18 protein-coding genes and 1 pseudogene are annotated in these 19,750 nt (G+C 69.2%); 11 read left to right on the forward strand and 8 right to left on the reverse strand.

The genetic code is table 11. The annotated features are described in order from the left end of the window. Positions 1 to 144 precede the first annotated feature (144 nt). Positions 145 to 1,980, forward strand: coding sequence for a peptidoglycan recognition family protein (locus J7520_RS01255; protein ID WP_291182963.1), 1,836 nt, complete (start codon positions 145 to 147; stop codon positions 1,978 to 1,980). A 46-nt stretch (positions 1,981 to 2,026) separates the two neighbouring features. Here J7520_RS01255 and J7520_RS01260 read toward each other — a convergent pair whose 3' ends face one another. The 3 genes from J7520_RS01260 to tkt form a co-directional block, all read right to left on the reverse strand. Continuing rightward, complete coding sequence (locus J7520_RS01260; RefSeq protein ID WP_291182965.1) at positions 2,027 to 2,233, reverse strand: DUF465 domain-containing protein; 207 nt, start codon at positions 2,231 to 2,233, stop codon at positions 2,027 to 2,029. A 103-nt stretch (positions 2,234 to 2,336) separates the two neighbouring features. Continuing rightward, positions 2,337 to 3,008: a phosphoglycolate phosphatase gene (locus J7520_RS01265; protein ID WP_291182967.1), complete on the reverse strand. Its 672-nt coding sequence runs from the start codon at positions 3,006 to 3,008 to the stop codon at positions 2,337 to 2,339. A 140-nt stretch (positions 3,009 to 3,148) separates the two neighbouring features. Next, positions 3,149 to 5,152 (reverse strand): transketolase, encoded by a 2,004-nt coding sequence (gene tkt, locus J7520_RS01270; protein WP_291182969.1) that lies wholly within the window; start codon positions 5,150 to 5,152, stop codon positions 3,149 to 3,151. A gap of 242 nt (positions 5,153 to 5,394) precedes the next feature. Between tkt and ttcA the strand changes: the two genes are divergently transcribed. From ttcA to J7520_RS01290, 4 genes are all read left to right on the forward strand, one after another. Continuing rightward, positions 5,395 to 6,264 (forward strand): tRNA 2-thiocytidine(32) synthetase TtcA, encoded by an 870-nt coding sequence (gene ttcA / locus J7520_RS01275; RefSeq protein ID WP_291182971.1) that lies wholly within the window; start codon positions 5,395 to 5,397, stop codon positions 6,262 to 6,264. A 133-nt stretch (positions 6,265 to 6,397) separates the two neighbouring features. After that, a complete protein-coding gene (locus tag J7520_RS01280) occupies positions 6,398 to 7,315 on the forward strand; it encodes a recombination-associated protein RdgC (RefSeq protein ID WP_291182973.1) in 918 nt (305 codons plus the stop codon). Between the two features lie 32 nt (positions 7,316 to 7,347). Beyond that, positions 7,348 to 8,112 (forward strand): SprT family zinc-dependent metalloprotease, encoded by a 765-nt coding sequence (locus J7520_RS01285; RefSeq protein ID WP_291182975.1) that lies wholly within the window; start codon positions 7,348 to 7,350, stop codon positions 8,110 to 8,112. 115 nt (positions 8,113 to 8,227) lie between these two features. Next, on the forward strand, positions 8,228 to 9,139 hold the full coding sequence (locus J7520_RS01290) for a hypothetical protein (RefSeq protein ID WP_291182977.1): 912 nt from the start codon (positions 8,228 to 8,230) through the stop codon (positions 9,137 to 9,139). A 4-nt stretch (positions 9,140 to 9,143) separates the two neighbouring features. Here J7520_RS01290 and J7520_RS01295 read toward each other — a convergent pair whose 3' ends face one another. Both J7520_RS01295 and hemH read right to left on the reverse strand, forming a co-directional pair. Beyond that, positions 9,144 to 9,998, reverse strand: a complete 855-nt coding sequence (locus tag J7520_RS01295; protein WP_291182979.1) for an alpha/beta hydrolase — start codon at positions 9,996 to 9,998, stop codon at positions 9,144 to 9,146. After that, positions 9,985 to 11,100 carry a ferrochelatase gene (hemH, locus tag J7520_RS01300; RefSeq protein WP_291184865.1) on the reverse strand — a complete coding sequence of 372 codons (1,116 nt, stop codon included), beginning with the start codon at positions 11,098 to 11,100 and terminating at the stop codon, positions 9,985 to 9,987. Before hemH ends, J7520_RS01295 begins: the two co-directional genes overlap by 14 nt. Before the next feature lie 137 nt (positions 11,101 to 11,237). Between hemH and J7520_RS01305 the strand changes: the two genes are divergently transcribed. The 6 genes and pseudogenes from J7520_RS01305 (at position 11,238) to J7520_RS01330 (ending at position 14,678) form a co-directional block, all read left to right on the forward strand. Continuing rightward, entirely contained in the window at positions 11,238 to 12,170 is a 933-nt protein-coding gene (locus tag J7520_RS01305; protein ID WP_291182980.1) for a hypothetical protein, read from the forward strand. 75 nt (positions 12,171 to 12,245) lie between these two features. Next, positions 12,246 to 12,926, forward strand: coding sequence for a lipid-binding SYLF domain-containing protein (locus tag J7520_RS01310; protein ID WP_291182982.1), 681 nt, complete (start codon positions 12,246 to 12,248; stop codon positions 12,924 to 12,926). 39 nt (positions 12,927 to 12,965) lie between these two features. Beyond that, complete coding sequence (gene tatA / locus J7520_RS01315; protein WP_291182984.1) at positions 12,966 to 13,184, forward strand: Sec-independent protein translocase subunit TatA; 219 nt, start codon at positions 12,966 to 12,968, stop codon at positions 13,182 to 13,184. Positions 13,185 to 13,230: 46 nt separating this feature from the next. Beyond that, positions 13,231 to 13,437 (forward strand): annotated as a pseudogene (gene tatB / locus J7520_RS01320) (Sec-independent protein translocase protein TatB); the annotation flags it as partial. Positions 13,438 to 13,525: 88 nt separating this feature from the next. Beyond that, positions 13,526 to 14,293, forward strand: a complete 768-nt coding sequence (gene tatC / locus J7520_RS01325; RefSeq protein WP_291182986.1) for a twin-arginine translocase subunit TatC — start codon at positions 13,526 to 13,528, stop codon at positions 14,291 to 14,293. 166 nt (positions 14,294 to 14,459) lie between these two features. Beyond that, positions 14,460 to 14,678 (forward strand): hypothetical protein, encoded by a 219-nt coding sequence (locus J7520_RS01330; RefSeq protein WP_291182988.1) that lies wholly within the window; start codon positions 14,460 to 14,462, stop codon positions 14,676 to 14,678. 31 nt (positions 14,679 to 14,709) lie between these two features. Here J7520_RS01330 and J7520_RS01335 read toward each other — a convergent pair whose 3' ends face one another. From J7520_RS01335 to J7520_RS01345, 3 genes are all read right to left on the reverse strand, one after another. Next, positions 14,710 to 15,465: a glutamine amidotransferase gene (locus tag J7520_RS01335; RefSeq protein WP_291182990.1), complete on the reverse strand. Its 756-nt coding sequence runs from the start codon at positions 15,463 to 15,465 to the stop codon at positions 14,710 to 14,712. A 230-nt stretch (positions 15,466 to 15,695) separates the two neighbouring features. Continuing rightward, positions 15,696 to 17,144, reverse strand: a complete 1,449-nt coding sequence (locus J7520_RS01340; RefSeq protein ID WP_291182992.1) for a choice-of-anchor Q domain-containing protein — start codon at positions 17,142 to 17,144, stop codon at positions 15,696 to 15,698. 727 nt (positions 17,145 to 17,871) lie between these two features. Further along, positions 17,872 to 19,686, reverse strand: coding sequence for a GspE/PulE family protein (locus tag J7520_RS01345; protein WP_291182994.1), 1,815 nt, complete (start codon positions 19,684 to 19,686; stop codon positions 17,872 to 17,874). Between the last annotated feature and the right edge of the window lie 64 nt (positions 19,687 to 19,750).

The following is a 19,750-nucleotide window of genomic DNA, read 5'->3' on the forward strand; positions in this document are numbered from 1 at the left end:
TCCGGAGCGTGGCTAGTCTCGACCTTCGCGCCGCGTCCGGGGAGCTGTGCGACGCGGCCGGCCTTCGCGCGGGGCAGCGTCGTCGCAGTCGGGCGCTCCGCCACGGTGATTCCTGCAACTCCTCTGGATCCTGGAGACGAACGCATGCGCATCAACCGACTTGTGCTTGGATTCGCCCTGCTGTCGTGCACGACCGTTCCGGCCTTCGCGCAGTCGCGCGACGCGACTTCCGCCGAATGGCAGGCCGCCGACGGCGCCGCGCTGACCGCGGCGCGCGCCGGCTGGCCCGCGCTGTTCGACGCGGCCTACGCGCGCTATCCGCAGCTGCCGCGCGGCGTGCTCGAATCGATCGCCTACGTGCAGAGCCGTTGGGTCATGCTCGACGGCGTGCGCGCGCCGGATGCGGAGTCCGCGCCCGCGGTCGGCCTGATGGGCCTCTACCAGGGCGACGGCTTCGCCGACCAGGTCGGCGACGCGGCGGCCCTGCTCGGCGTGTCCCGCGCGCAGGTCGAGCGCGAGCCGCGCTGGAACATTCTCGGTGCGGCGGCGCTGCTGGCGGAAGCGGCGCGACGCTTGCCGCCGGACGCGAGCGAAGCCGACCTGCTCGCGGCGTACGCCGGTTTCGATGCGAGATCGCGTGGCGCGATCGACGCGTTCGCGCGAGAGAGTTTCGCCTACGACGTGCTGCTCACGCTCGACCGCGGCGTCGACGACGGCGGTATCCGCGTCGAGGCGCGCGCGATCGAATGGGAGCGCCAGTTCGCGCCTGCGGCATTGGTGCGCCAGCACGCGCCGTTCGTGCGCCTGGATCTGTCCAAGGGCAGCGTCGAAGCGGACGGCTACACGATCGACGCGCGCGAGGAGACCCTGCACGCGTCCGGCCGCCTCGGCGGCGGCACCGGCGTCGACAGCGGCAACGGCCTCAACAGCACCGACTACGCGCCCGCGCTGTGGGTCGCCTCGCCGTATTTCCATGCGCGCAGCGGATCGACGACGGCGGTCGCGATCCACACCATGCAGGGTTCCTACGCGGGCAGCATCTCCTGGTTCCAGAGCAACCCGTCCTCGGTCAGCGCGCACTACCTGATCCGCAGTTCGGACGGCCAGGTCACGCAGATGGTGCGCGAGGCGCAGGCGGCGCACCACATCGGCAGCGAGAACAGCTACACGCTCGGCATCGAGCACGAGGGTTACGTCGACAACGCGGCCTGGTACACCACCGCGATGTACAACGCCTCCGCCGCGCTGACGCGGCACTTCTGCGCGCGCTATGCGATCCCGTGCTCGAGCGCCTACAACGGCGCCGCCGGCAGCGGCATCAACGTCCTGCCCGCGTCGGTCAAGATCAAGGGACACCAGCACTACCCGGGCCAGACGCACACCGATCCCGGCATCAACTGGGACTGGCGCCGCTACTACACGCTGCTCAATCCGGGCAGCGGCGGCACCGCGCGCACGCTGGACGGCTTCGAGAGCAACGAGGGCCATTTCGACAGCACGCCGGCCTACTCCGGCAGCACCACCGGCATCGCCGCCAGCTCCACCGCGGAGCGCGACTGCACCGTCGCGCGCGTCGGCAGCTGCTCCGAGCATCTGCGCCTCGTCGACAACCCGTCGGACACTCAGCCCTGGGCGGTGCGCTTCCTGTCCGGCAGCGGCACGCCGTCGGCGAACACCAGCGTGGCGCGCGACGGCAAGCTCGGCTTCTGGGTCTACGTCGCCGGCAGCGGCTTCAGCGTCGGGCTCGGCGTGGACGATTCGGACGGCACCGAGCGCTCGACCCTGCGCGCGGTCCCGGCCGACACCTGGACCTGGGTCGAATGGAACCTCGCCGATGCGGCCGTGTGGAACGCGTGGGTCGGCGGCAACGGCGCGATCACCGCGGCGAACGTGACGCTGGATGCGATCTGGCTCGAGCGCGCGCACACGGCCTATACCGTGAATGTCTATCTCGACGAGGTGCGCTGGACGCCGAACTGACGGCGCACACGGCGGCCGGCGCGTCGTGCGCCGGCCGCCGCGCGGATCACGCGTCGAGATCGGGGATCAGCTTGTTCTCGAGATAGGCGATCATGTCCTTGAGCCTGAGCTTGCGCTTCTTCATGCGCGTCAGCTGCAGCTCGTCGCAGCCGGGGCCGCGCGGCATGTTCGCGATGGCGGTGTCGAGGTCGCGATGTTCGATGCGGAGTTCCGCGAGACGGCGGACGATGGCGGCAGGGTCGTCGGTGAACATGAGGGCGCTCGACTGCGTTGCGCGCAGTGTAGCGCCGCGGCACGGCGGCCGGGTTGCGACGCCGGGAATTCGCGGCGCGTTTCGACGCGCGTTCGCGATCGCGTCATCCCGCGCGCGATGCGCGCAGCGATGCGCTCAGCTCGGCGAAACTCGAAATCACCGCGTCGCAGTCGATGTCGCCGATCGGACGGCCCTCGGTGTAGCCGTAGTCGACTAGCACGACCGGCATGCCGGCGGCGCGCGCGGCGCGCGCGTCGTTGGCCGAGTCGCCGAGCATCAGGCAGGCGTCGGCCGCCACTCCCAGGCGCTGCGCGGCGTGCAGCAGCGGCTCGGGCTGCGGCTTGCGTTGCGGCAGCACGTCGCCGCCGAGCGCGAATTCGAAATACCGGTCGAGGCCGAACTGCGCGAGCAGCGCGTCGGTCGGCGCTTGCGGCTTGTTGGTGACGCAGGCGAGACGCAGGCCGAGCGCGCGGAAGGCGTCGAGTCCTTCGACGACGCCGGGATAGAAGCGCGTGCGGCGGCCGTTGGTCGCTGCATAGGCGGCGGCGAACGCGCGGCGCGCCCGCGCGTGCAGGCCGGGCTCGACCTGCGCGTCGAAGCCGCCGCCGAGCGCGCGATGCAGCAGCACGTCCACGCCCTGGCCGACGTAGCCGGCGACGACGCGTTCCTCGAGCGGCGCGCGGCCGAGTTCGAGCAGCACCGCGTTCACCGCCTCGGCGATGTCGGGCACCGTGTCGAGCAGGGTGCCGTCGAGATCGCACAGGATCGCGGCCATGGCGCTCCACGGTGAAGAAGTGGCGGAAATCACCGCTGTCATCGGCTCAAGGAACATTTCTCGCAGAGGCGCAGAGAACGCAAAGAAGAGCTTTTACCTCTGCGTTCTCTGCGCCTCTGCGAGAGATTCGCTTCCGCGCCTCACTCACCCTTGGCGATGCGCGCGACGTTCTCCGGCGTGAAGCCGAAGAACTCGAACAGCTTGCCGGCCGGCGCCGATTCGCCGAAGCGGTCGATGCCGACCACCGCGCCGTCCAGGCCGACGTACTTCCACCACAGCGCCGTGGTGCCGGCTTCGACGGCGATCTTGCGCACGTCGCGCGGCAGCACCTCGGCGCGATACGCGGCGTCCTGGCGGTCGAAAGCCTCGGTCGACGGCATCGAGACGACGCGCGTCGCGATGCCCTCCCCTTCGAGCAGCTTCTTCGCCGCCAGCGCGAGACCGACTTCCGAGCCGGTCGCGATCAGCACGCGCTGCGGCACGCCGCCGTCGGCTTCGGCCAGCACGTAGCCCCCGCGCTCGATGGCGGCGATCTGCGCCTCGCTGCGCGGCACGAACGGCAGGTTCTGGCGCGACAGCGCGAGCGCGGTCGGCGCGTTCTTGCACAGCAGCGCGAGCTTCCAGGCGACCGCGGTCTCGACCGTGTCGCACGGACGCCAGACTTCGAGATTCGGAATCAGACGCAGCGAAGACACCTGCTCGATCGACTGGTGCGTCGGGCCGTCCTCGCCGAGGCCGATCGAATCGTGCGTGAAGACGTGGATCACGCGCAGGTTCATCAGCGCGGCCATGCGGATCGCGTTGCGGCTGTAGTCGCTGAAGGTGAGGAAGGTGCCGCCGAACGGAATGTAGCCGCCGTGCAGCGCGATGCCGTTCATGATCGCGGCCATGCCGAACTCGCGCACGCCGTAGCTGATGTGACGGCCGGTGCCGCCGCCGCTGAGCAGCGGCGCGCCCTTCCACAGGGTCAGGTTCGAGTGCGTCAGGTCGGCCGAGCCGCCGAGCATTTCCGGCACGGCCGGCGCGAGTGCCTCGAGCGCGTACTGGCTGGCCTTGCGCGTGGCGACGGTCTCGGCCTTCGCGTTCGCGTCGGCGACGAGCTTGGCGGCGAGCTCGGCGAAGTTCGCCGGCAGCTCGCCGGCGAGGCGGCGCTCGAACTCGGCGGCCGGCGCCGCGTGCGACTTGCGGTACGTCACGAGACGCTCGTTCCACTGGGATTCGGCTTTCGCGCCGGCGTCGCGCGCGTTCCACGCGGCGTAGAGGTCAGCGGGAATCTCGAACGGCGCGTATTCCCAGCCGAGCGCCTTGCGCGTGGCGGCGAGCTCGTCGGTGCCGAGCGCCTCGCCGTGCGCCTTGGCGGTGCCGGCGCGCGTCGGCGCGCCGCGGCCGATCGTGGTGCGGCAGATGATCAGGCTCGGCTGCACCAGGTCGGCCTTGGCCTGCTCGATGGCGCGGTCGACGGCGTCGACGTCGTGGCCGTCGATCGGTCCGATCACCTGCCAGCCGTAGGCGCGGAAGCGCTCGGCGGTGTCGTCGGTGAACCAGCCCTTGACGTCGCCGTCGATCGAGATGCCGTTGTCGTCGTACAGCGCGATCAGCTTGCCGAGCCGCCAGGTGCCGGCCAGTGCGCAGGCCTCGTGCGAGATGCCTTCCATCAGGCAGCCGTCGCCGAGGAAGACGTAGGTGTGGTGGTCGACGACGAGCGCATCGTCGCGGTTGAACTCGGCGGCGAGCAGCTTTTCCGCCAGCGCCATGCCGACCGCGTTGGCGAGGCCCTGGCCCAGCGGGCCGGTGGTCGTTTCGACGCCCGGCGTGACGTGGATTTCCGGATGCCCCGGCGTCTTGGAATGGAGCTGGCGGAAGTTCTCGATCTCCTGCAACGACAGGTCGTAGCCGGTCAGGTGCAGCAGCGCGTACTGCAGCATCGAGCCGTGCCCGTTCGACAGCACGAAGCGGTCGCGGCCTGGCCACTGCGGATTGGCCGGGTTGTGGCGCAGATGCCGCGTCCACAGCGCGACGGCGATTTCGGCCATGCCCATCGGCATGCCGGGGTGGCCGGATTTCGCCTTCTCGACCGCGTCGGCGGCGAGAAAACGGATCGCGTCGGCCATGCGGCCGGTGTCGACGGAAGAACTGCTGCTCATTGCGCTGCGCTCCGGAAGTGTGCGACGCCCGGCCTGGAGCGTTCGCGGAACGCGGCGGACGTACGACGGAAAGGGGGGCTCGGGATCCATCCCGGTGCGCCGGACGGCGCGAAGACGGCGAATTTTGCCGCATCGGCGGCGGCGGCGAAAGTGAATCTCGGAACTTGAAACCCGTGCGACTAGAATGCGGAGTTTCCCTCTGCGCTCCGCCTCGACCGCGAAGGTCGGGCAGCGACCATCCCATGAACGCGATCCCTTCCCGCAAGCACGAATACGAGGCCGGCAAGCTGGCCAAGCGCCTGCGCCACCAGGTCGGCCAGGCGATCGCCGACTTCAACATGATCGAGGACGGCGATCGCGTGATGGTCTGCCTGTCCGGCGGCAAGGATTCCTACACCCTGCTCGACATCCTGCTGAAGCTGCGCGCGAAGGCGCCGGTGCATTTCGACCTGACCGCCGTGCACCTCGACCAGAAGCAGCCCGGCTACGATCCGGACGTGCTGCCCGGCTATCTGCGCAGCGTCGGCGTGCCGTTCGAGATCCTCGAGCAGGACACCTACAGCGTCGTCAAGCGCGTGATCCCGGAAGGCAAGACGATGTGCAGCCTGTGCTCGCGCCTGCGCCGCGGCTCGCTGTACACCTACGCGGCCGAGAACGGCTACACCAAGATCGCGCTCGGCCATCATCGCGACGACATCGTCGAGACGCTGTTCCTGAACCTGTTCCACCAGGGCACGCTGAAGGCGATGCCGCCGAAGCTGCGCTCGGACGACGGCCGCAACGTGCTGATCCGCCCGCTCGCCTATTGCGCGGAAGAAGACATCGCCGAGTACGCCGGCAGCCAAGGCTTTCCGATCATGCCGTGCAACCTGTGCGGCTCGCAGGAGAACCTGCAGCGCAAGACGATCAAGGCGATGCTCGGCGAATGGGAGCGCAAGCATCCCGGTCGCGTCGAGAACATCTTCCGCGCGATCGGCAACGTCGCGCCGTCGCAGCTGGCCGACCGCACGCTGTTCGATTTCGCCGGACTCGGCACTGCCGTCGGCGGCGCGCGCGCCGACGCGCACGCGTGGCTGGCCGGCGAGGCGCGTGAAACGGCCGAACCTTCCTAGCATTCGCCGGCCGCTCGACGGCCGCCGTCTCGTTCCACGCGCAAGAGCGATTTCCCACCTGCGCGGAACGACCTCCGCGTCGCTTTTCGCTCCACCGAATCACCAATCCCGAATCCCCAATCCCGGCCCTTCCATGCTCTTTCGCAATCTCAGCCTGTTCCGTTTCCCCGAAAGCACCTCCAAGACCCTGAAGAAGCTGGAAAAAGGGCTCGAAACCCAGCGCCTGCGCGAGTGCGGCCCGCTGGAAATGGAGACGCGCGGCTTCGTGTCCCCGTTCGGCCGCGACAGCGAGGCCCTGATGCACCAGATTGGTGAATTCAGCCTGGTCGCGATCGGCGCGGAACAGCGCCTGCTGCCGAGTTCGGTGGTCAACGAGGCGCTCGCCGAGAAGATCGACGCGATCGCCGCCAAGGAGGGCCGCCGACCCGGCGGAAAAGAGCGCAAGCGATTGAAAGAAGAGGTAATTTCTGAACTCCTGCCGCGCGCCTTCATACGCCCGTCACGGCTGTCTGCTTATCTGGACGGCGAGGGCGGCTGGTTCGTCGTCGACAGCGCCAGCCGCAAGGCGGCCGAGGACGCGGTGAGCCAGGTCCGCGAGGCTCTGGGACGCTTTCCGGCCACGCCGATGGCACCGGAAGAGTCGCCGCGGGCGTTGATGACGGACTGGTTGATTAGTGGCAAGCTGCCGGCAGGATTGGTCCTCGGCGACGAGTGCGAACTGCGCGATCCGGCCGAGGCCGGTGCCGTGGTGCGCTGCCGGCGTCAAGACCTTGAATCGGACGAGGTGCGGGAGCATCTGAAGTCGGGCAAGCAGGTGTTTCAGCTCGGCTTGGAATTCGACGAACGGATCAGCTTCGTGCTCGGCGAGGATCTCGTCGTGCGCAAGCTGCGCTTCCTCGACGTCGTGCTCGATCAGCTCGACCGCGACAACATGGAATCGGCGCAGGCCGAACTGGACGCGAGCTTTGCATTGATGACGCTGGAACTGAAGAACGTGTTCGAGCGCCTGGAAGAATGGTTCGGATTGCCCCGGCCGGGAGACCGCGAATAGCGCACCCCACGGGATCGCAGGAGTAGAAGACGGTGGATGTCGCGAACGACTATCTGGAATTGGCCACTCCTGCGGGCGAAACGATCAAGGTTCTGCGCAAGAGCCATCCGCAGGCGCGCCGTCTGCGCCTGACCGTGACCTCCGGCGGCGCGCGCGTGACCTATCCCGAGGGTACGCATCCGGCCCAGGTGTTCGCGTTCCTGCGCAAGCACGGCGAGTGGCTGGAACGCAAACTCGACGAACTCAGTCTCGGCTCCGCGCCGCCGCCGCTGAAGCCCGGCGCGGCGACGGTGATTCCGCTGCGCGGCGAGACCACGCGCCTGTCCTGGCGCGACGGCGCCTACCCGGCGATCGAACAGCAGGACGACCGTCTGCTGCTGACCCTGCCGCGTCCGCACGGCAAATCCACCCTGTCGGCCGCGCGCGCGCTGCTGCGCTCGTTCCTCGAAGCGCAGATCCGCCGCGACGTCAGCCGCTATCTCGCGCGCTACTGCCCCGAACTCGGCCGCGCGCCGACCGCGGTCAAGCTGCGTCCCTTGAAGAGCCTGTGGGGAAGCCTGGATACGCGCGATCGCGTCACGCTCGATCTCGCGCTCGCCTTGGCGCCGCCGGCCGCGCTGCGCTACGTGGTCGTGCACGAGCTCTGCCATCTGCGCATCCGCAGCCATTCGCCGCGCTTCTGGGCGCTGGTGGAAAACCTGTATCCGGAATGGCGCGAGCAACGCGACTGGTTGCGCCTCAACGGCCAGGCGCTGAAGGCGGAACTCAATCGCCTGATCCGCGCCGACGCGGAGTGATCCGCGCGCGCCGCCTTCGTGCGGCGTCCGCGACGACGGCGCGAGACTTGCGCGCTTTCGCCGCGATCCGGTGATATCGACTCCTGATCCCCTTCCCTTCGCTCAGGAGTTTTCCATGCTGCGCATCGCCGTCCGCTCGCTGCTCGTGCTGTCTCTCGCCAGCGCCGCGACCGCTCACGCCGCGGAGGAATGCGGCTTCCTGCCGACCTCCGACGTCGACGCGGCCTTCCCCGAATTCGCTCCGTGGCACACGATGGTCGGCGGCGCGGTCGGCCACTGCACGTTCCTCTCCGACGAAAGCGCGCCGCCGAACTCGGTCAGCTTCATGCAGCAGTTCAAGTCGTCCGCGGCCGATGCCGGCCGCATCTACGACGGGATGCGCCAGGGCCTGACGGGCGAATACGCGATGACCGACGTGGCCGGCCTCGGCGATCGCGCGTTCCGCTATCAGCCGAAGGACGACGCTGCCGAAGGGCCGCGCATGACCTCGATCGTGGCGCAGAAAGGCAAGCTCGTCGTGACGATTTCGCTGATGCTGCAACGCCCCGTGCAGGAGACCGACGTCCGCGCCGCGGCCAAGCTCGGCCAGAGCGCGCTGCGCGGCGCCGACGATGCGGCGACGGCGCGCAAGGCGTCCTCGTGTCCGTGGTTGAACGAAGCCGGCTTGAACAAGCTGTTCGGCGGCAAGCCGCACGAGGTGCAGGTCTACGGCGAGAACAGCTGCATGGCGGCGGACCAGCAATCGCGCGCGCTGCTGGTTTCGGCGATGAAGATGCAGGACGGCTTGTCGCTCGACGCGATGCGCTCGCCGGATTGCCAGTACCGCGACCTGCCGGAACTCGGCCAGGACGCGAAGCTGTCGTTCGGCTGCACGAGCGGCAACCCGCGCGCTGGCGTCGGCTTCGTCGCGAACGGCCTCGCCATCGAACTCACCTGGACCGCCGCCGGCGCCGAGCCGGGCGAGGCGGAGAAAGCGGCGCTGGTGGAACTGGCGAAAACCGCGCGCGCCGCCGAAACCGCGCGCTGAGCGCTCAGCGTCGGAACGCTTGGATCGCCGCGGCGACCGCCTCGGCGTCTTCCAGGTGCAGATGATGGTTGCCGGGCAGCCGCACGACGCGGATGCCGGCGACCTGCGCCGCGCGCGCGTCCATCATCGCGGTCGGCAGATAGCTCGTCGCAGGCGTCGCCAGCACGAGCAGGGTCGGCGCGCGGATGCCCGACAGCATCGCCAGCACCTGCGCCTCGGTGAAGCGCGACGGGCTCGCCAGGGTCAGACGCGGATCGCTGGACCAGACGTAGCCGCCGTCGACCGCGACCACGCCGCGTTCGACGATCGCCCGCGCGGCCGGCTCGCCGAGCCCGTTCGCGGCGACGCGTGCGGCAACGGCCGCCGCCAGGTCGGGGAACACGCGCAAGGGCCGGCGCGTGGCGAAAGCGGCGCGCTGATCGAGCGCGCGGCGCAGCTGCGCGAGTGCGTCCTCCGCCGCGTGGGTCAGCGGGCCGAGCGCTTCGATCAGCAGCAGTTCGCCGACGCGCTCGGGATACAGCGCCGCGAACAGGCTCGCCAGCGTGCCGCCGAGCGAATGGCCGAGCAGATCGGCCCGCGCCCAGCCGAAATGATCGAGCACCTCGCGCAGTTCGTCGAACCGGTCGACGTAGTGATACCAGCCGCCTTCCGGCAGATGCGCGGAGCGGCCGTGGCCGCGCAGGTCGAGCGCGACGACGTAGCGCTCGCGCGCCAACAGCGGCGCGAGCCGGTCGAAACTGCCGGCATTGTCGAGCCAGCCGTGCAGGGCGAGCAGCGGCGGTCGCGCCGGATCGCCCCAGGCCTTCGCCGCCAGCGCGCCTTGCGCCAGCGGAATCTTCAGCTCCTCAGCGCCGCCCATCGCGCAGCTGCTCGTAGCGCTTGTGCGCGGCGATCTGCTGCGCCGAGGCGCGGCCGGCATCCCAGGCCGGATCGAACTCGCTCCAGCCCTGGCCCTGGCGCAGGATCAGCTCCGTCAGCGCGGTGACGTGGTCGTCGCCGGCGTTCAGCGCCGGGATGTAGTCGAAGCGCTCGCCGCCGGCACGCAGGAAGCGCGCGTGATTGGTCAGCGCGATTTCCTCGAGCGTCTCCAGGCAGTCGATCGAGAAGCCCGGACACAGCACCTGCACGTGCTTGACGCCCTCCTCGGGCAGCGCCTCCAGCACGGCCTCGGTGTAAGGCTTCAGCCAGGCCTGGCGGCCGACGCGCGACTGGAAGCTGACGATCAGCTCGTCTTCGCCGAGGTCCAGCCGCTCGCGCAGGCGCCGCGCGGTCGCCTGGCATTGGCAGAAGTACGGATCGCCCTTGCGGAAGTATTTTTCCGGAATGCCGTGATAGGACAGCAGCAACCGCGGCGCGCGGCCGTGGCGCTGCCAGTGCGCCTCGACGCTGCGCGCCAGCGCCTCGATGTAGCGTGCTTCGGCATGATAGTCGGCGACGAAGCGCAGCTCCGGCACCCAGCGCCAGCGCGCGAGTTCCGCGCCGACCGCGTCGAGCACGGAAGCGGTGGTGGTGCCGGAGTACTGCGGAAACAGCGGCACCACCATCAGTTTGCGCGCGCCGGTCGCGGCCAGCTCGCGCAGGGTCTCGCCGATCGCCGGCTTGCCGTAGCGCATCGCGTAGCGCACCGCGATCGGGCCGGGCCGCTGCGCCTTCAACGCCTCCTGCAACCGCGCGCTCAGCGCGGCCATGCCGGTCTGCAGAGGCGAGCCTTCCGGTGTCCAGATCTTCGCGTACAGCGCGGCGGAGCGCGCCGGGCGCAGGCGCAGGATCACGCCGTGCAGGATCGGCTTCCACAACTTGCGCGGCAGCTCGACGATGCGCGGGTCGGACAGGAATTCGGCCAGATAGCGCCGCACGGCGCGCTTGTCCGGCGCTTCCGGCGTGCCGAGGTTGACCAGCAGGACGGCGGCGGACGACTCGCCGCCGTGACGATGTGGGGTAGGTCCGTAATAGCGCGGCATGAGCAGGGGAATGAGCGCGCGGCGCACACAGCGATCGTGCGCCTAAGACGTTGACGAGCTTGGATTTGCTGCTAGACTCCGAAGCGCTACCGCGGACCACCGCGGAGCGACGACTACCATAACGATAACATGCCGCCATGCGCCCACTGACCTGCTTCATCGCGGCAGGGATGCTTGCCGTTTCCGCGTTGCCCGCCTGGGCTGCGCCGACGACAGCCTATGGAGAGGCGTTCGACACCCTGTACAAGATCGACATCGGCGCCCGCCAGGCGACCGAACTCGGTCAGTCCGGCAGTTACCGCGGTCAGCTCATCGGCAACATCAGCGGATTGACCACGACTACCGACGGCGCGCTGTACGCCGCCGCGGGCGGGGTCAAGATGCTGGTCAAGATCGACGCGGGCAACGGCAGCGCCAACATCATCGGCAGCTTCGGCCTCGACGGCCAGGGCGACCCCGCGCGCAACGACGCGCTCGACCTGAACATGGTCGCCGGCTGCGACGACACGCTGTGGCTCTCGTCCGCGTTCGCCGGCAAGCTCTGGAAAGTCGATCCGGCCAGCGGCGCCGCGACCCTGGTCGGCACCACCGGCCGCACCATCACCGGCCTCGTCGCGCACGGCGACAAGCTGTACGGCGCCGGCGGCCGCGGCGACAACACCTTCTACGCCATCGACACGGCGAGCGGAGCGGCGACCCCGATCGGTTCGTTCGGACCCGCCGTGACCCGCTGGGTCAATTCGATCTCGATGAGCTTCGACGACGACGGCGTGCTCTGGGCGGTCATCAACTACGTGCCGCCGCAGGACGGCTCGCAGCCGGTCGTCGACTGGAGCGACCTCGCCACGATCGACCCGGCCACCGGCACGGTCACCATGCTCGGTCCGGTCACCGGTCCGGACTCGCTGCGCCAGATCGGCATGAAGGGCTTCACCGTCGGCCCGCCGCAGTGCACGCGCGGCAGCGTCACGCCGCATGCCGCGCCGATCGGATCGCCGTGGGCGCTCGGCCTGCTCGGATTGCTGCTGGCGCTGGCCGGCGTGTTCGGCGCGCGCCGCGCCCTGCCCTGATTTCCGCAGGCGGCTTCATCGCAGACTCATCTCGGGCTGCTAGCCTGCGCCTCTGACCCGCCCCCGGAGCCGACGATGCGCCAAGCCGCCCTTGCCCTGCTGTTCACTCTGATCGCGACGACGGCGCTGCCCGCGCGTGCCGGCGAGGACGAAGAAAAACGCGCCGAGAACGCCGTGCGCGTGCTGAAGGAAGTCATGGAAGCGCCGGACAAGGCGGTTCCGAAGGATCTGCTGCAGAGCGCGCACGCGGTCGCGGTAGTGCCGGACGTGATCAAGGCCGGCTTCGTCGTCGGCGGCCGCCACGGTTCCGGCCTGATTTCGGTGAAGTCGCGCGACGGCACCTGGTCGAATCCGAGCTTCATCAGCATGACCGGCGGCAGCCTCGGCTTCCAGGCCGGCGTCTCCTCGACCGACGTGATCCTGGTGTTCCGCACCCAGCGCGGCGTCGATTCGATCGTGCACGGCAAGTTCACGCTCGGCGCCGACGCCTCCGCCGCCGCCGGCCCGGTCGGCCGCACCGCGCAGGCCGCCACCGATGCGCAGCTGAAGGCCGAGATCTACTCCTACTCGCGCGCACGCGGCCTGTTCGCCGGCGCCGCGCTCGACGGCACCGCGATCACGATCGACAACGACGCGAACCAGGCGGTGTACGGCAAGGGCGTGACGGCGCGCCGCGTCTTCGACGGCGGCGTCGACAAAGTCCCCAACGCGATCGTGGACTTCCGCGATCGCCTGGAGGAGTACACTACGAAGTAACGTGACGCCTAGCGTCCGCAATTCGTTCAGAGAATCGTTATGGGTGCTTGGGGTATTGGACACTGGTTGGTCGTATTGGCGATCGTGGCGCTGCTGTTCGGCACCAAGAAGCTGCGCAACATCGGCGAAGACGTCGGCTCGGCGATCAAGGGTTTCCGCAAGGGCATGCAGGAAGGCGACGCTCAGCCGCAGCTGAAGGCCGATCCGCCGGCGCAGCCCGGAACCGCGGAAACCAAGTCCGAGCGCGACTCGGTCTGATCTGACGCGGATCGCGCGGCCAAGTCGCGCGATCCCACGAGGCGCCATGTTCGATATCGGCTTCAGCGAGATCGCCCTGATCGCGGTCGTCGCCCTGCTCGTGCTCGGGCCGGAGCGGCTGCCGCGCGTCGCGCGCACCGCCGGCGCGCTGCTGCGCCGCGCGCGCAACAGCTGGCAGGAAGTGCGCGGCGAGATCGAACGCGAGCTGGCCGCCGAAGACCTCAAGCGCACGATCCGCGACGCGCAGCAGAGCGCCGACGTGCGTAGCGAGGTGCGCAACGCCGCCAGCGAGATCGAAAACTCCGTGCGCGGCGCCGCCACGCCGCCTCCGGCCGGCACCGATGAGCGACACTGAACACCCCGACGACGGCGAGCAGTCTCTGATCTCGCACCTGATCGAGCTGCGTTCGCGCCTGCTGAAATCGGTCGCGGCGGTGATGCTGGTGCTGCTCGCGCTGCTGCCGTTCGCCAACAAGCTGTACGGCTGGCTCGCGCTGCCGCTGATCAAGCATCTGCCGCAGGGCGGCACGATGATCGCGACCGAAGTCGCCTCGCCGTTCCTGACGCCGCTGAAGCTCGCGTTCTTCGTCGCGCTGTTCGTCGCGATCCCGGTCGTGCTGTACCAGCTCTGGGCGTTCGTCGCGCCGGGCCTGTATCGCCACGAGAAGCGCCTGGCCGTGCCGATCCTGATTTCCTCGGTGCTGCTGTTCTACATCGGCTGCGCGTTCGCCTATTTCCTCGTGCTGCCGGCGGTGTTCACTTTCATGACCGCGGTCGCGCCGGCCGGGGTCGCGGTGATGCCGGACATCAGCCACTACCTCAGCTTCGTGCTGATGCTGTTCCTCGCCTTCGGCCTCTGCTTCGAGGTGCCGGTGGTGCTGGTGATCCTGGTCGCGCTCGGCGTGGTCACGCCGACGCAACTGGCCGAAGGCCGCCGCTACGCGATCGTCGGTTCGTTCATCATCGCCGCCGTGTTGACGCCGCCGGACGTGTTGTCGCAGACGATGCTGGCGGTGCCGATGTGCCTGCTCTACGAAGTCGGCATCATCGGCGCACGCACGCTGACGCGACGCGACGATTCCTCCGAGCACGCCTCGACGACGAATTGAGCGCGTCGTCGCGACGCGCTCCGCAATTGGCGTACACATCCGCTGCACGGATGTTACAAATCGTCACACTGCATTACGCGAACGTGCCCCGAACGTCGCGGAGCGGGCAGTACACTTATCCACGAGGCACACAATTGACAGCCCGGCAAGCCGCTCAGGGGCAACTATGAAAAAAACCATTGTGGAAAACGACGACGCGCGCGACGCCAGCTTGCGCGTTTCCAAGCGCGTACGCGACAGCCTCAAGGCGGCCGCCGCCGTGATGGGTCGTCCGCTGTACGACGTGACCAACGAAGCGATCAACGACTATCTGTCGAGCCTGAAGCTCGGCGACCCGCTGGCGGCGATCCGCCGCGGCAACCGCTCGCGCAAAGCCGTGGCCTGACGCGCTCGCGCGGCGCCGTCAGCGCCGCCGTTCAGCGACGCCGCAACGCCGTTTCGCGGAAGCGCCGCAGCAATCCCCGCGCCAGCGGCGTCGGCTTGTAGGCTCGCCCGTCGCAGCATGGCGTCGAACAATCGCCGTTCACGGCCGGTCGGCGCGCCTCGAGATAGCCGCGCATGATCTCGACGCTGAATTCCGGATGGAACTGCAGCCCCCACGCGTTCGGCGCGTAACGCACCGCGTGATGCGGATCGTGCGCCGAGCTGGCGAGCACGGTCGCGCCGCGTGGCAGTTCGAGCACGCTCTGCTGATGCGAAGCGTGCGCCGGAAACCGGCTCGGCAGGTCGGCGAGCAGGGCGTCGTCGTTGGCCGCATCGAGCCGCTCGATCGTGATCGTGCCGATCTCGCGCCCCGACGGGTGATAGTCGACCCGACCGCCGAGCGCGTGCGCGATCAACTGATGTCCGTAGCAGACGCCGAGCACCGGCACCTCGGCATCTATCGCGCCGCGCAGCCATGCCGCCGCGTCTTCACTCCAGCGCTGGCGTTCGCTGACCATCGCCGGCGAACCGGTCACGATCACGCCCGCGTGCGCGCCGGCGCGCGGCAGCGCCTCGCCGAGATCGGCGCGCACCACCTCGACCTCGGCGCGCGCGAGGCCGAGGCTGATGCGGAACCAGTGCGGGAAATCGCCGAAGCGCGCGCGGATCCTCGGCAGCGTGCTGCCGGTCTGTACGATGAGCAGCGTGGCCTTGCCTGCAGCACGCGCGAACGGGGAATGGAAGGACATCGACGGTTACCGAGCCGAATGCGGATTCGTAGCCTCGCGTATCGCCCGGTGTGATCGCACCCGAGCGCTGCCGCGCGACCGACGGCACTTTTGGTGTCCGGGCAAGCGCCTGTCAAGAGAATCCGCCGTCACCCCTCCTCGACATCGAGGCATCCGCGTTGCCGGGCGCGAAGCGACCGCAGGCGCTGCGTGACTCGCGCCGACGCAGCACCCGGCGATGTCGCGCCGTCCTACATGGGCTCGGGGAGCGTCGGAATCGACGCATCGACACCGTCGCGGAAGAGCGCGTCCGGATCGAGCTCGAACGCGCCGATGTCGGTTTGACTGCCTACCGTGCGCAGGAACGGATAGCCACGCTGGTCGTACGTCTGCCCGGCCGGCGCGCTGCCGGCATCGACGTCCGGATCGGTCGCGCGCAGGGCATGGGTGGGACTGGAGGCACCGTTGAGCGCGAGCGGCGACAGCTGTATCGCCGTGGTGAGGGTTCCTGACGGCAATGCGAGCGTCGATCCCGATATGTGGTCGTTGCTGCCGGCCAGTACGGCGCCCGAACTGGCACTCAAGTTGATGCTACCGGTGATGTCGGCGGAGCCGGCCAGGTTGCCGGAAATGATCGTCGAGATGATGCTGTGGCTGCCGCTGCCCAGATCCAGGCCACCGCCGACGATGCGTCCGCCGGACTGCCCGTCGGTCGACGTGTTGGCGGTGATCGTGCTGCTGGCGATGACGGTCGGACCGCTGCAGGTGAGTCCACCCACGCGCAACGCGCTGTTGCCCGAGACGGTGGTGTTGGTAATCGCGCTGGCGCTGCTGACAGGCGGATGGATGTGCGCGCCACCCGAGGTGTGCGCCTTGTTGTTGACGATGGCCGAGCCGACGATCGTGACCGCGCCGGCCGTGGTGAAGCCGCCGCCCCAGCTGTTGCTCGTCGACTCCGCCACGTTCGCGGCGATCACGCTGCGATCCGCGTCGACGCCGCCGCTCGCGTACACGCCGCCGCCGCTCGCGTATTGGCCGCCCGTGGACGTCGCCAGGTTGCCGCTCACCTCGCTCAGCCGCAGCGTCGTCAGGCCGGCGGAGAACACGCCGCCGCCGAGGCCCTGCTCGAAGCCGATGCCCTTGGCGGTGCAATGGGTGATGCGCGAGTTGTTGATCGCCACGTCGTTGGCGCCGTAGACGCAGCCGCCTTGCGCCGGTCCATCGCTGCGGTACTTCTGACCGCCGGTCAGGGTCAGGAACTGCAGGTTGAGCTGACCGGAACCCAGATGGCGGATCAGGCCGTCCTGGACGCCGGGGGCGGCGGTGATGATGGTGCGGTCCGCGCCCAGACCGCGGATGTCCAGGTCGGTCTGGCCGAAGATCAACGACGACTGCAGGGTGATCGTGCTGCACGAGAGCGTCGGCGAGGCCCGTACCGAATCGCCGGACGCCGAGGCATTGATCGCCTGGCGCAGGCTGCCCATGCCGTCGTCGTCGCAGTTGGTGTAGAAGCGCACCGTTGCGGTCGGCTCGGTCACCTCGTTGCCGACCAGTGCCAGCGCAGCCGCCGCGTGCGTCGAGGTCGCGGTTGTCGGCAACGGGGATGCCGGGCCGTCCGCAGCCGCGGACGGCCCGGCGATAAGGGCGAAGATGAGACTGGCCAGCGGCAGCCGGCGCAGATCGGGATTGCTGCGGTTCATGACGATCTCCATGCGCGAAGTCCGAAGTCGCGGCCGGCGGTTCGTGCGGACTTCACCGGACGCTCCCTGGCGATAGACGCTGAAACGCGGTCGGCTGTGCCATCGACGGGCGCACGCGGCACCGTGCGCCACCAGCGAGCCCTGGCGGGGAAGGGGGCCGGCTGCCGGACAGCGCTCGCAGCCCGGCGCGCGGCCTGCAGCAACAAGGGGGTGCCGCCCGAGTCCGACCTCGCGCACGCCGGCTTCCGCGGCGAGACGCGTTGCGGAGGCGGGGGCACAGGCCGATCCATGCAGTGCTCGAACCAGCGGCTCAGGTTGGATGGCGGCGGCATGCCGCACTGGACCCGATGAGGCGCGTCAGGCGCCGAACGCGCGCGCGCTCGCCTCGCAGGTCGGGTGGGGCGCACGGTGCGTGCCGGTCAGGGCATCCACTGCTCGCGCAAGCAGGCCGGGCGAACTGCCAGCCGCGGTCGCGGATCGCCTGCGGATCGTCGCGTTTGCACAGGTCCAGATAGACCCTCGTGGAAGAGCGCGGTGGTGTCGAGCGTGGCCTGCGCACCGAGTCGACGTCGCTCGCGCCGCGCCAGGCCGTGCAGCTTCTGGTAGACCGGTTCGAAGGTGGCGTCGCGCGCCGGCGTGCCCGTTTTCGACTCCATCCCGCCGGCTTCGAACCCGGCGCCGCCGGCTCCGTCGGCCGGTCCGGCAGCTGCGCGGGGCCGCTACGCGTTCATTCCGTCGGCGGCAGCACGTGGACGACCTCGGCAATCGTGGTGACGCCGCGCGCGACCTGCGCCGCGGCCGAGGCGCGCAGCGGCTGCATGCCTTCGGCGTAGGCCTTTCCGGTCAGTTTGGAGAGGTCCATGTCGGGCTGGATCAGCGCGCGGATCGTCGGCGATATGCGCAGCATCTCGTAGATGCCGGTGCGGCCGAGGAAGCCGGTCTTGCGGCATTCCAGACATCCCTTCGGTCCGTAGGTCTTCGCCGGCGGCGCCAGGTGCCAGCGATGGGTCAGCGCGGCCCAGGCCTGCACGTCGAGCGCGATCTCGCCCTTGCAGTGCGGACACAGCGTGCGCACCAGACGCTGCGCGACGACGCCGGTCAGCGTCGACTGGATCAGGTAGTTCGGCACGCCGAGGTCGAGCAGGCGCGTCAGCGCGCTCGGCGCGTCGTTGGTGTGCAGCGTCGACAGCACCAGGTGCCCGGTCAGCGAGGCCTGCACCGCCATCTGCGCGGTTTCCAGGTCGCGGATTTCGCCGACCATGATGATGTCGGGATCCTGCCGCATCAGCGTGCGCACGCCGGCGGCGAAATCCAGATCGATCGCCGCGTGCACCTGCATCTGGTTGAACTCGGGGCTGACCATTTCGATCGGATCTTCGACCGTGCACACGTTCAGGTCCGGCGTCGCCAGCACCTTCAGCGTCGAGTACAGCGTGGTGGTCTTGCCCGAGCCGGTGGGGCCGGTGACCAGCACGATGCCGTGCGGACGATCGACGAATTCGCGCCAGGTCTTCTCCTCGGTCTCGGAGAAGCCGAGCTGGCGGAATTCCTTGACCACGATGTCCGGGTCGAAGATGCGCATGACGATCTTCTCGCCGAATGCGGTCGGCATCGACGACAGGCGCAGCTCGACCTCGCGCCCGCCGGCCGAGCGCGTCTTGATGCGGCCGTCCTGCGGCCGGCGCTTCTCGGCCACGTCCATGCGCCCGAGGATCTTGATGCGCGCGGTCACCGCGGTCATCACCGGCGTCGGCAGCTCGAACACCTTGTGCATGACGCCGTCGATGCGGAAGCGGATCGGGCTCGAATCGCGGCGCGGCTCCAGATGGATGTCCGACGCGCGCTGCTCGAACGCGTACTGCAGCAGCCAATCGACGATGTGCACGACATGGCGGTCGTCGGCGCCGAGTTCGCCGCCCTTGCCGAGTTCGACCAGCTGCTCGAAGTTGAGGATCGCGCGGCCGTCGTGGACGTCGTTCTTGGCGTCCTTGGCGCGCTGGATCGAACGCTGCACGCCCCACCATTCGGTCAGGTAGCGGCCGACGTCGAGCGGATTGGCGACCACGCGCTGCACGTCGCGGCGCAGGATGTGACCGAGATCGGCCAGCCAGCGCGTGTCGAACGGTTCGGACGTGGCGAAGACGACCTGCAGCTCGCTCACCGCGACCGGCAGGATGCGGTAGCGCTGCGCGTAGGCGTGGCTGACGACCTGGGTCACCACGGCGACGTCGATCTTCATCGGATCGATCTTCAGGTACGGCAGGCCCGCGCGCGCGGCCAGCCATTGCGTCAGCACCTCGAGGCTGAGCGGCTTGTCCGGCTGGCGTGCGTCGGCGAGCTTGAGGTTGGCGACCAGGGTCAGCGGATGCAGCTCGGTGCGGCCACGCGCGGTGCGCACGTCGGCGCGCACGCGCTTGACGTCGGCCTCGGTCAGCAGGCCGTCGGCGAGCAGGGCGGCCAGGGTCTCGTCGAGTTCGAGCCGGCGATGCAGGCCGAGCGGACTGGCCGCCGAGGTGCTGGAGAGCTGCGTCACGCTGGCCATGCAGAAAAAATCCCGGGCGTCGCCGACCGCTATACTAGCGCGCTTTTCGCGCGCAACTTTGTGA

Source organism: Dokdonella sp. (assembly GCF_017744955.1).
Taxonomy (GTDB): domain Bacteria; phylum Pseudomonadota; class Gammaproteobacteria; order Xanthomonadales; family Rhodanobacteraceae; genus Dokdonella_A.

Coding starts and splice junctions, on each gene's coding strand:
- J7520_RS01255 (WP_291182963.1), top strand. CDS start 145: ATGCGCATCAACCGACTTGTGCTTGGATTCGCCCTGCTGTCGTGCACG.
- J7520_RS01260 (WP_291182965.1), bottom strand. CDS start 2,233: ATGTTCACCGACGACCCTGCCGCCATCGTCCGCCGTCTCGCGGAACTC.
- J7520_RS01265 (WP_291182967.1), bottom strand. CDS start 3,008: ATGGCCGCGATCCTGTGCGATCTCGACGGCACCCTGCTCGACACGGTG.
- tkt (WP_291182969.1), bottom strand. CDS start 5,152: ATGAGCAGCAGTTCTTCCGTCGACACCGGCCGCATGGCCGACGCGATC.
- ttcA (WP_291182971.1), top strand. CDS start 5,395: ATGAACGCGATCCCTTCCCGCAAGCACGAATACGAGGCCGGCAAGCTG.
- J7520_RS01280 (WP_291182973.1), top strand. CDS start 6,398: ATGCTCTTTCGCAATCTCAGCCTGTTCCGTTTCCCCGAAAGCACCTCC.
- J7520_RS01290 (WP_291182977.1), top strand. CDS start 8,228: ATGCTGCGCATCGCCGTCCGCTCGCTGCTCGTGCTGTCTCTCGCCAGC.
- J7520_RS01295 (WP_291182979.1), bottom strand. CDS start 9,998: ATGGGCGGCGCTGAGGAGCTGAAGATTCCGCTGGCGCAAGGCGCGCTG.
- hemH (WP_291184865.1), bottom strand. CDS start 11,100: ATGCCGCGCTATTACGGACCTACCCCACATCGTCACGGCGGCGAGTCG.
- J7520_RS01305 (WP_291182980.1), top strand. CDS start 11,238: ATGCGCCCACTGACCTGCTTCATCGCGGCAGGGATGCTTGCCGTTTCC.
- J7520_RS01310 (WP_291182982.1), top strand. CDS start 12,246: ATGCGCCAAGCCGCCCTTGCCCTGCTGTTCACTCTGATCGCGACGACG.
- tatA (WP_291182984.1), top strand. CDS start 12,966: ATGGGTGCTTGGGGTATTGGACACTGGTTGGTCGTATTGGCGATCGTG.
- tatC (WP_291182986.1), top strand. CDS start 13,526: ATGAGCGACACTGAACACCCCGACGACGGCGAGCAGTCTCTGATCTCG.
- J7520_RS01330 (WP_291182988.1), top strand. CDS start 14,460: ATGAAAAAAACCATTGTGGAAAACGACGACGCGCGCGACGCCAGCTTG.
- J7520_RS01335 (WP_291182990.1), bottom strand. CDS start 15,465: ATGTCCTTCCATTCCCCGTTCGCGCGTGCTGCAGGCAAGGCCACGCTG.
- J7520_RS01340 (WP_291182992.1), bottom strand. CDS start 17,144: ATGAACCGCAGCAATCCCGATCTGCGCCGGCTGCCGCTGGCCAGTCTC.
- J7520_RS01345 (WP_291182994.1), bottom strand. CDS start 19,686: ATGGCCAGCGTGACGCAGCTCTCCAGCACCTCGGCGGCCAGTCCGCTC.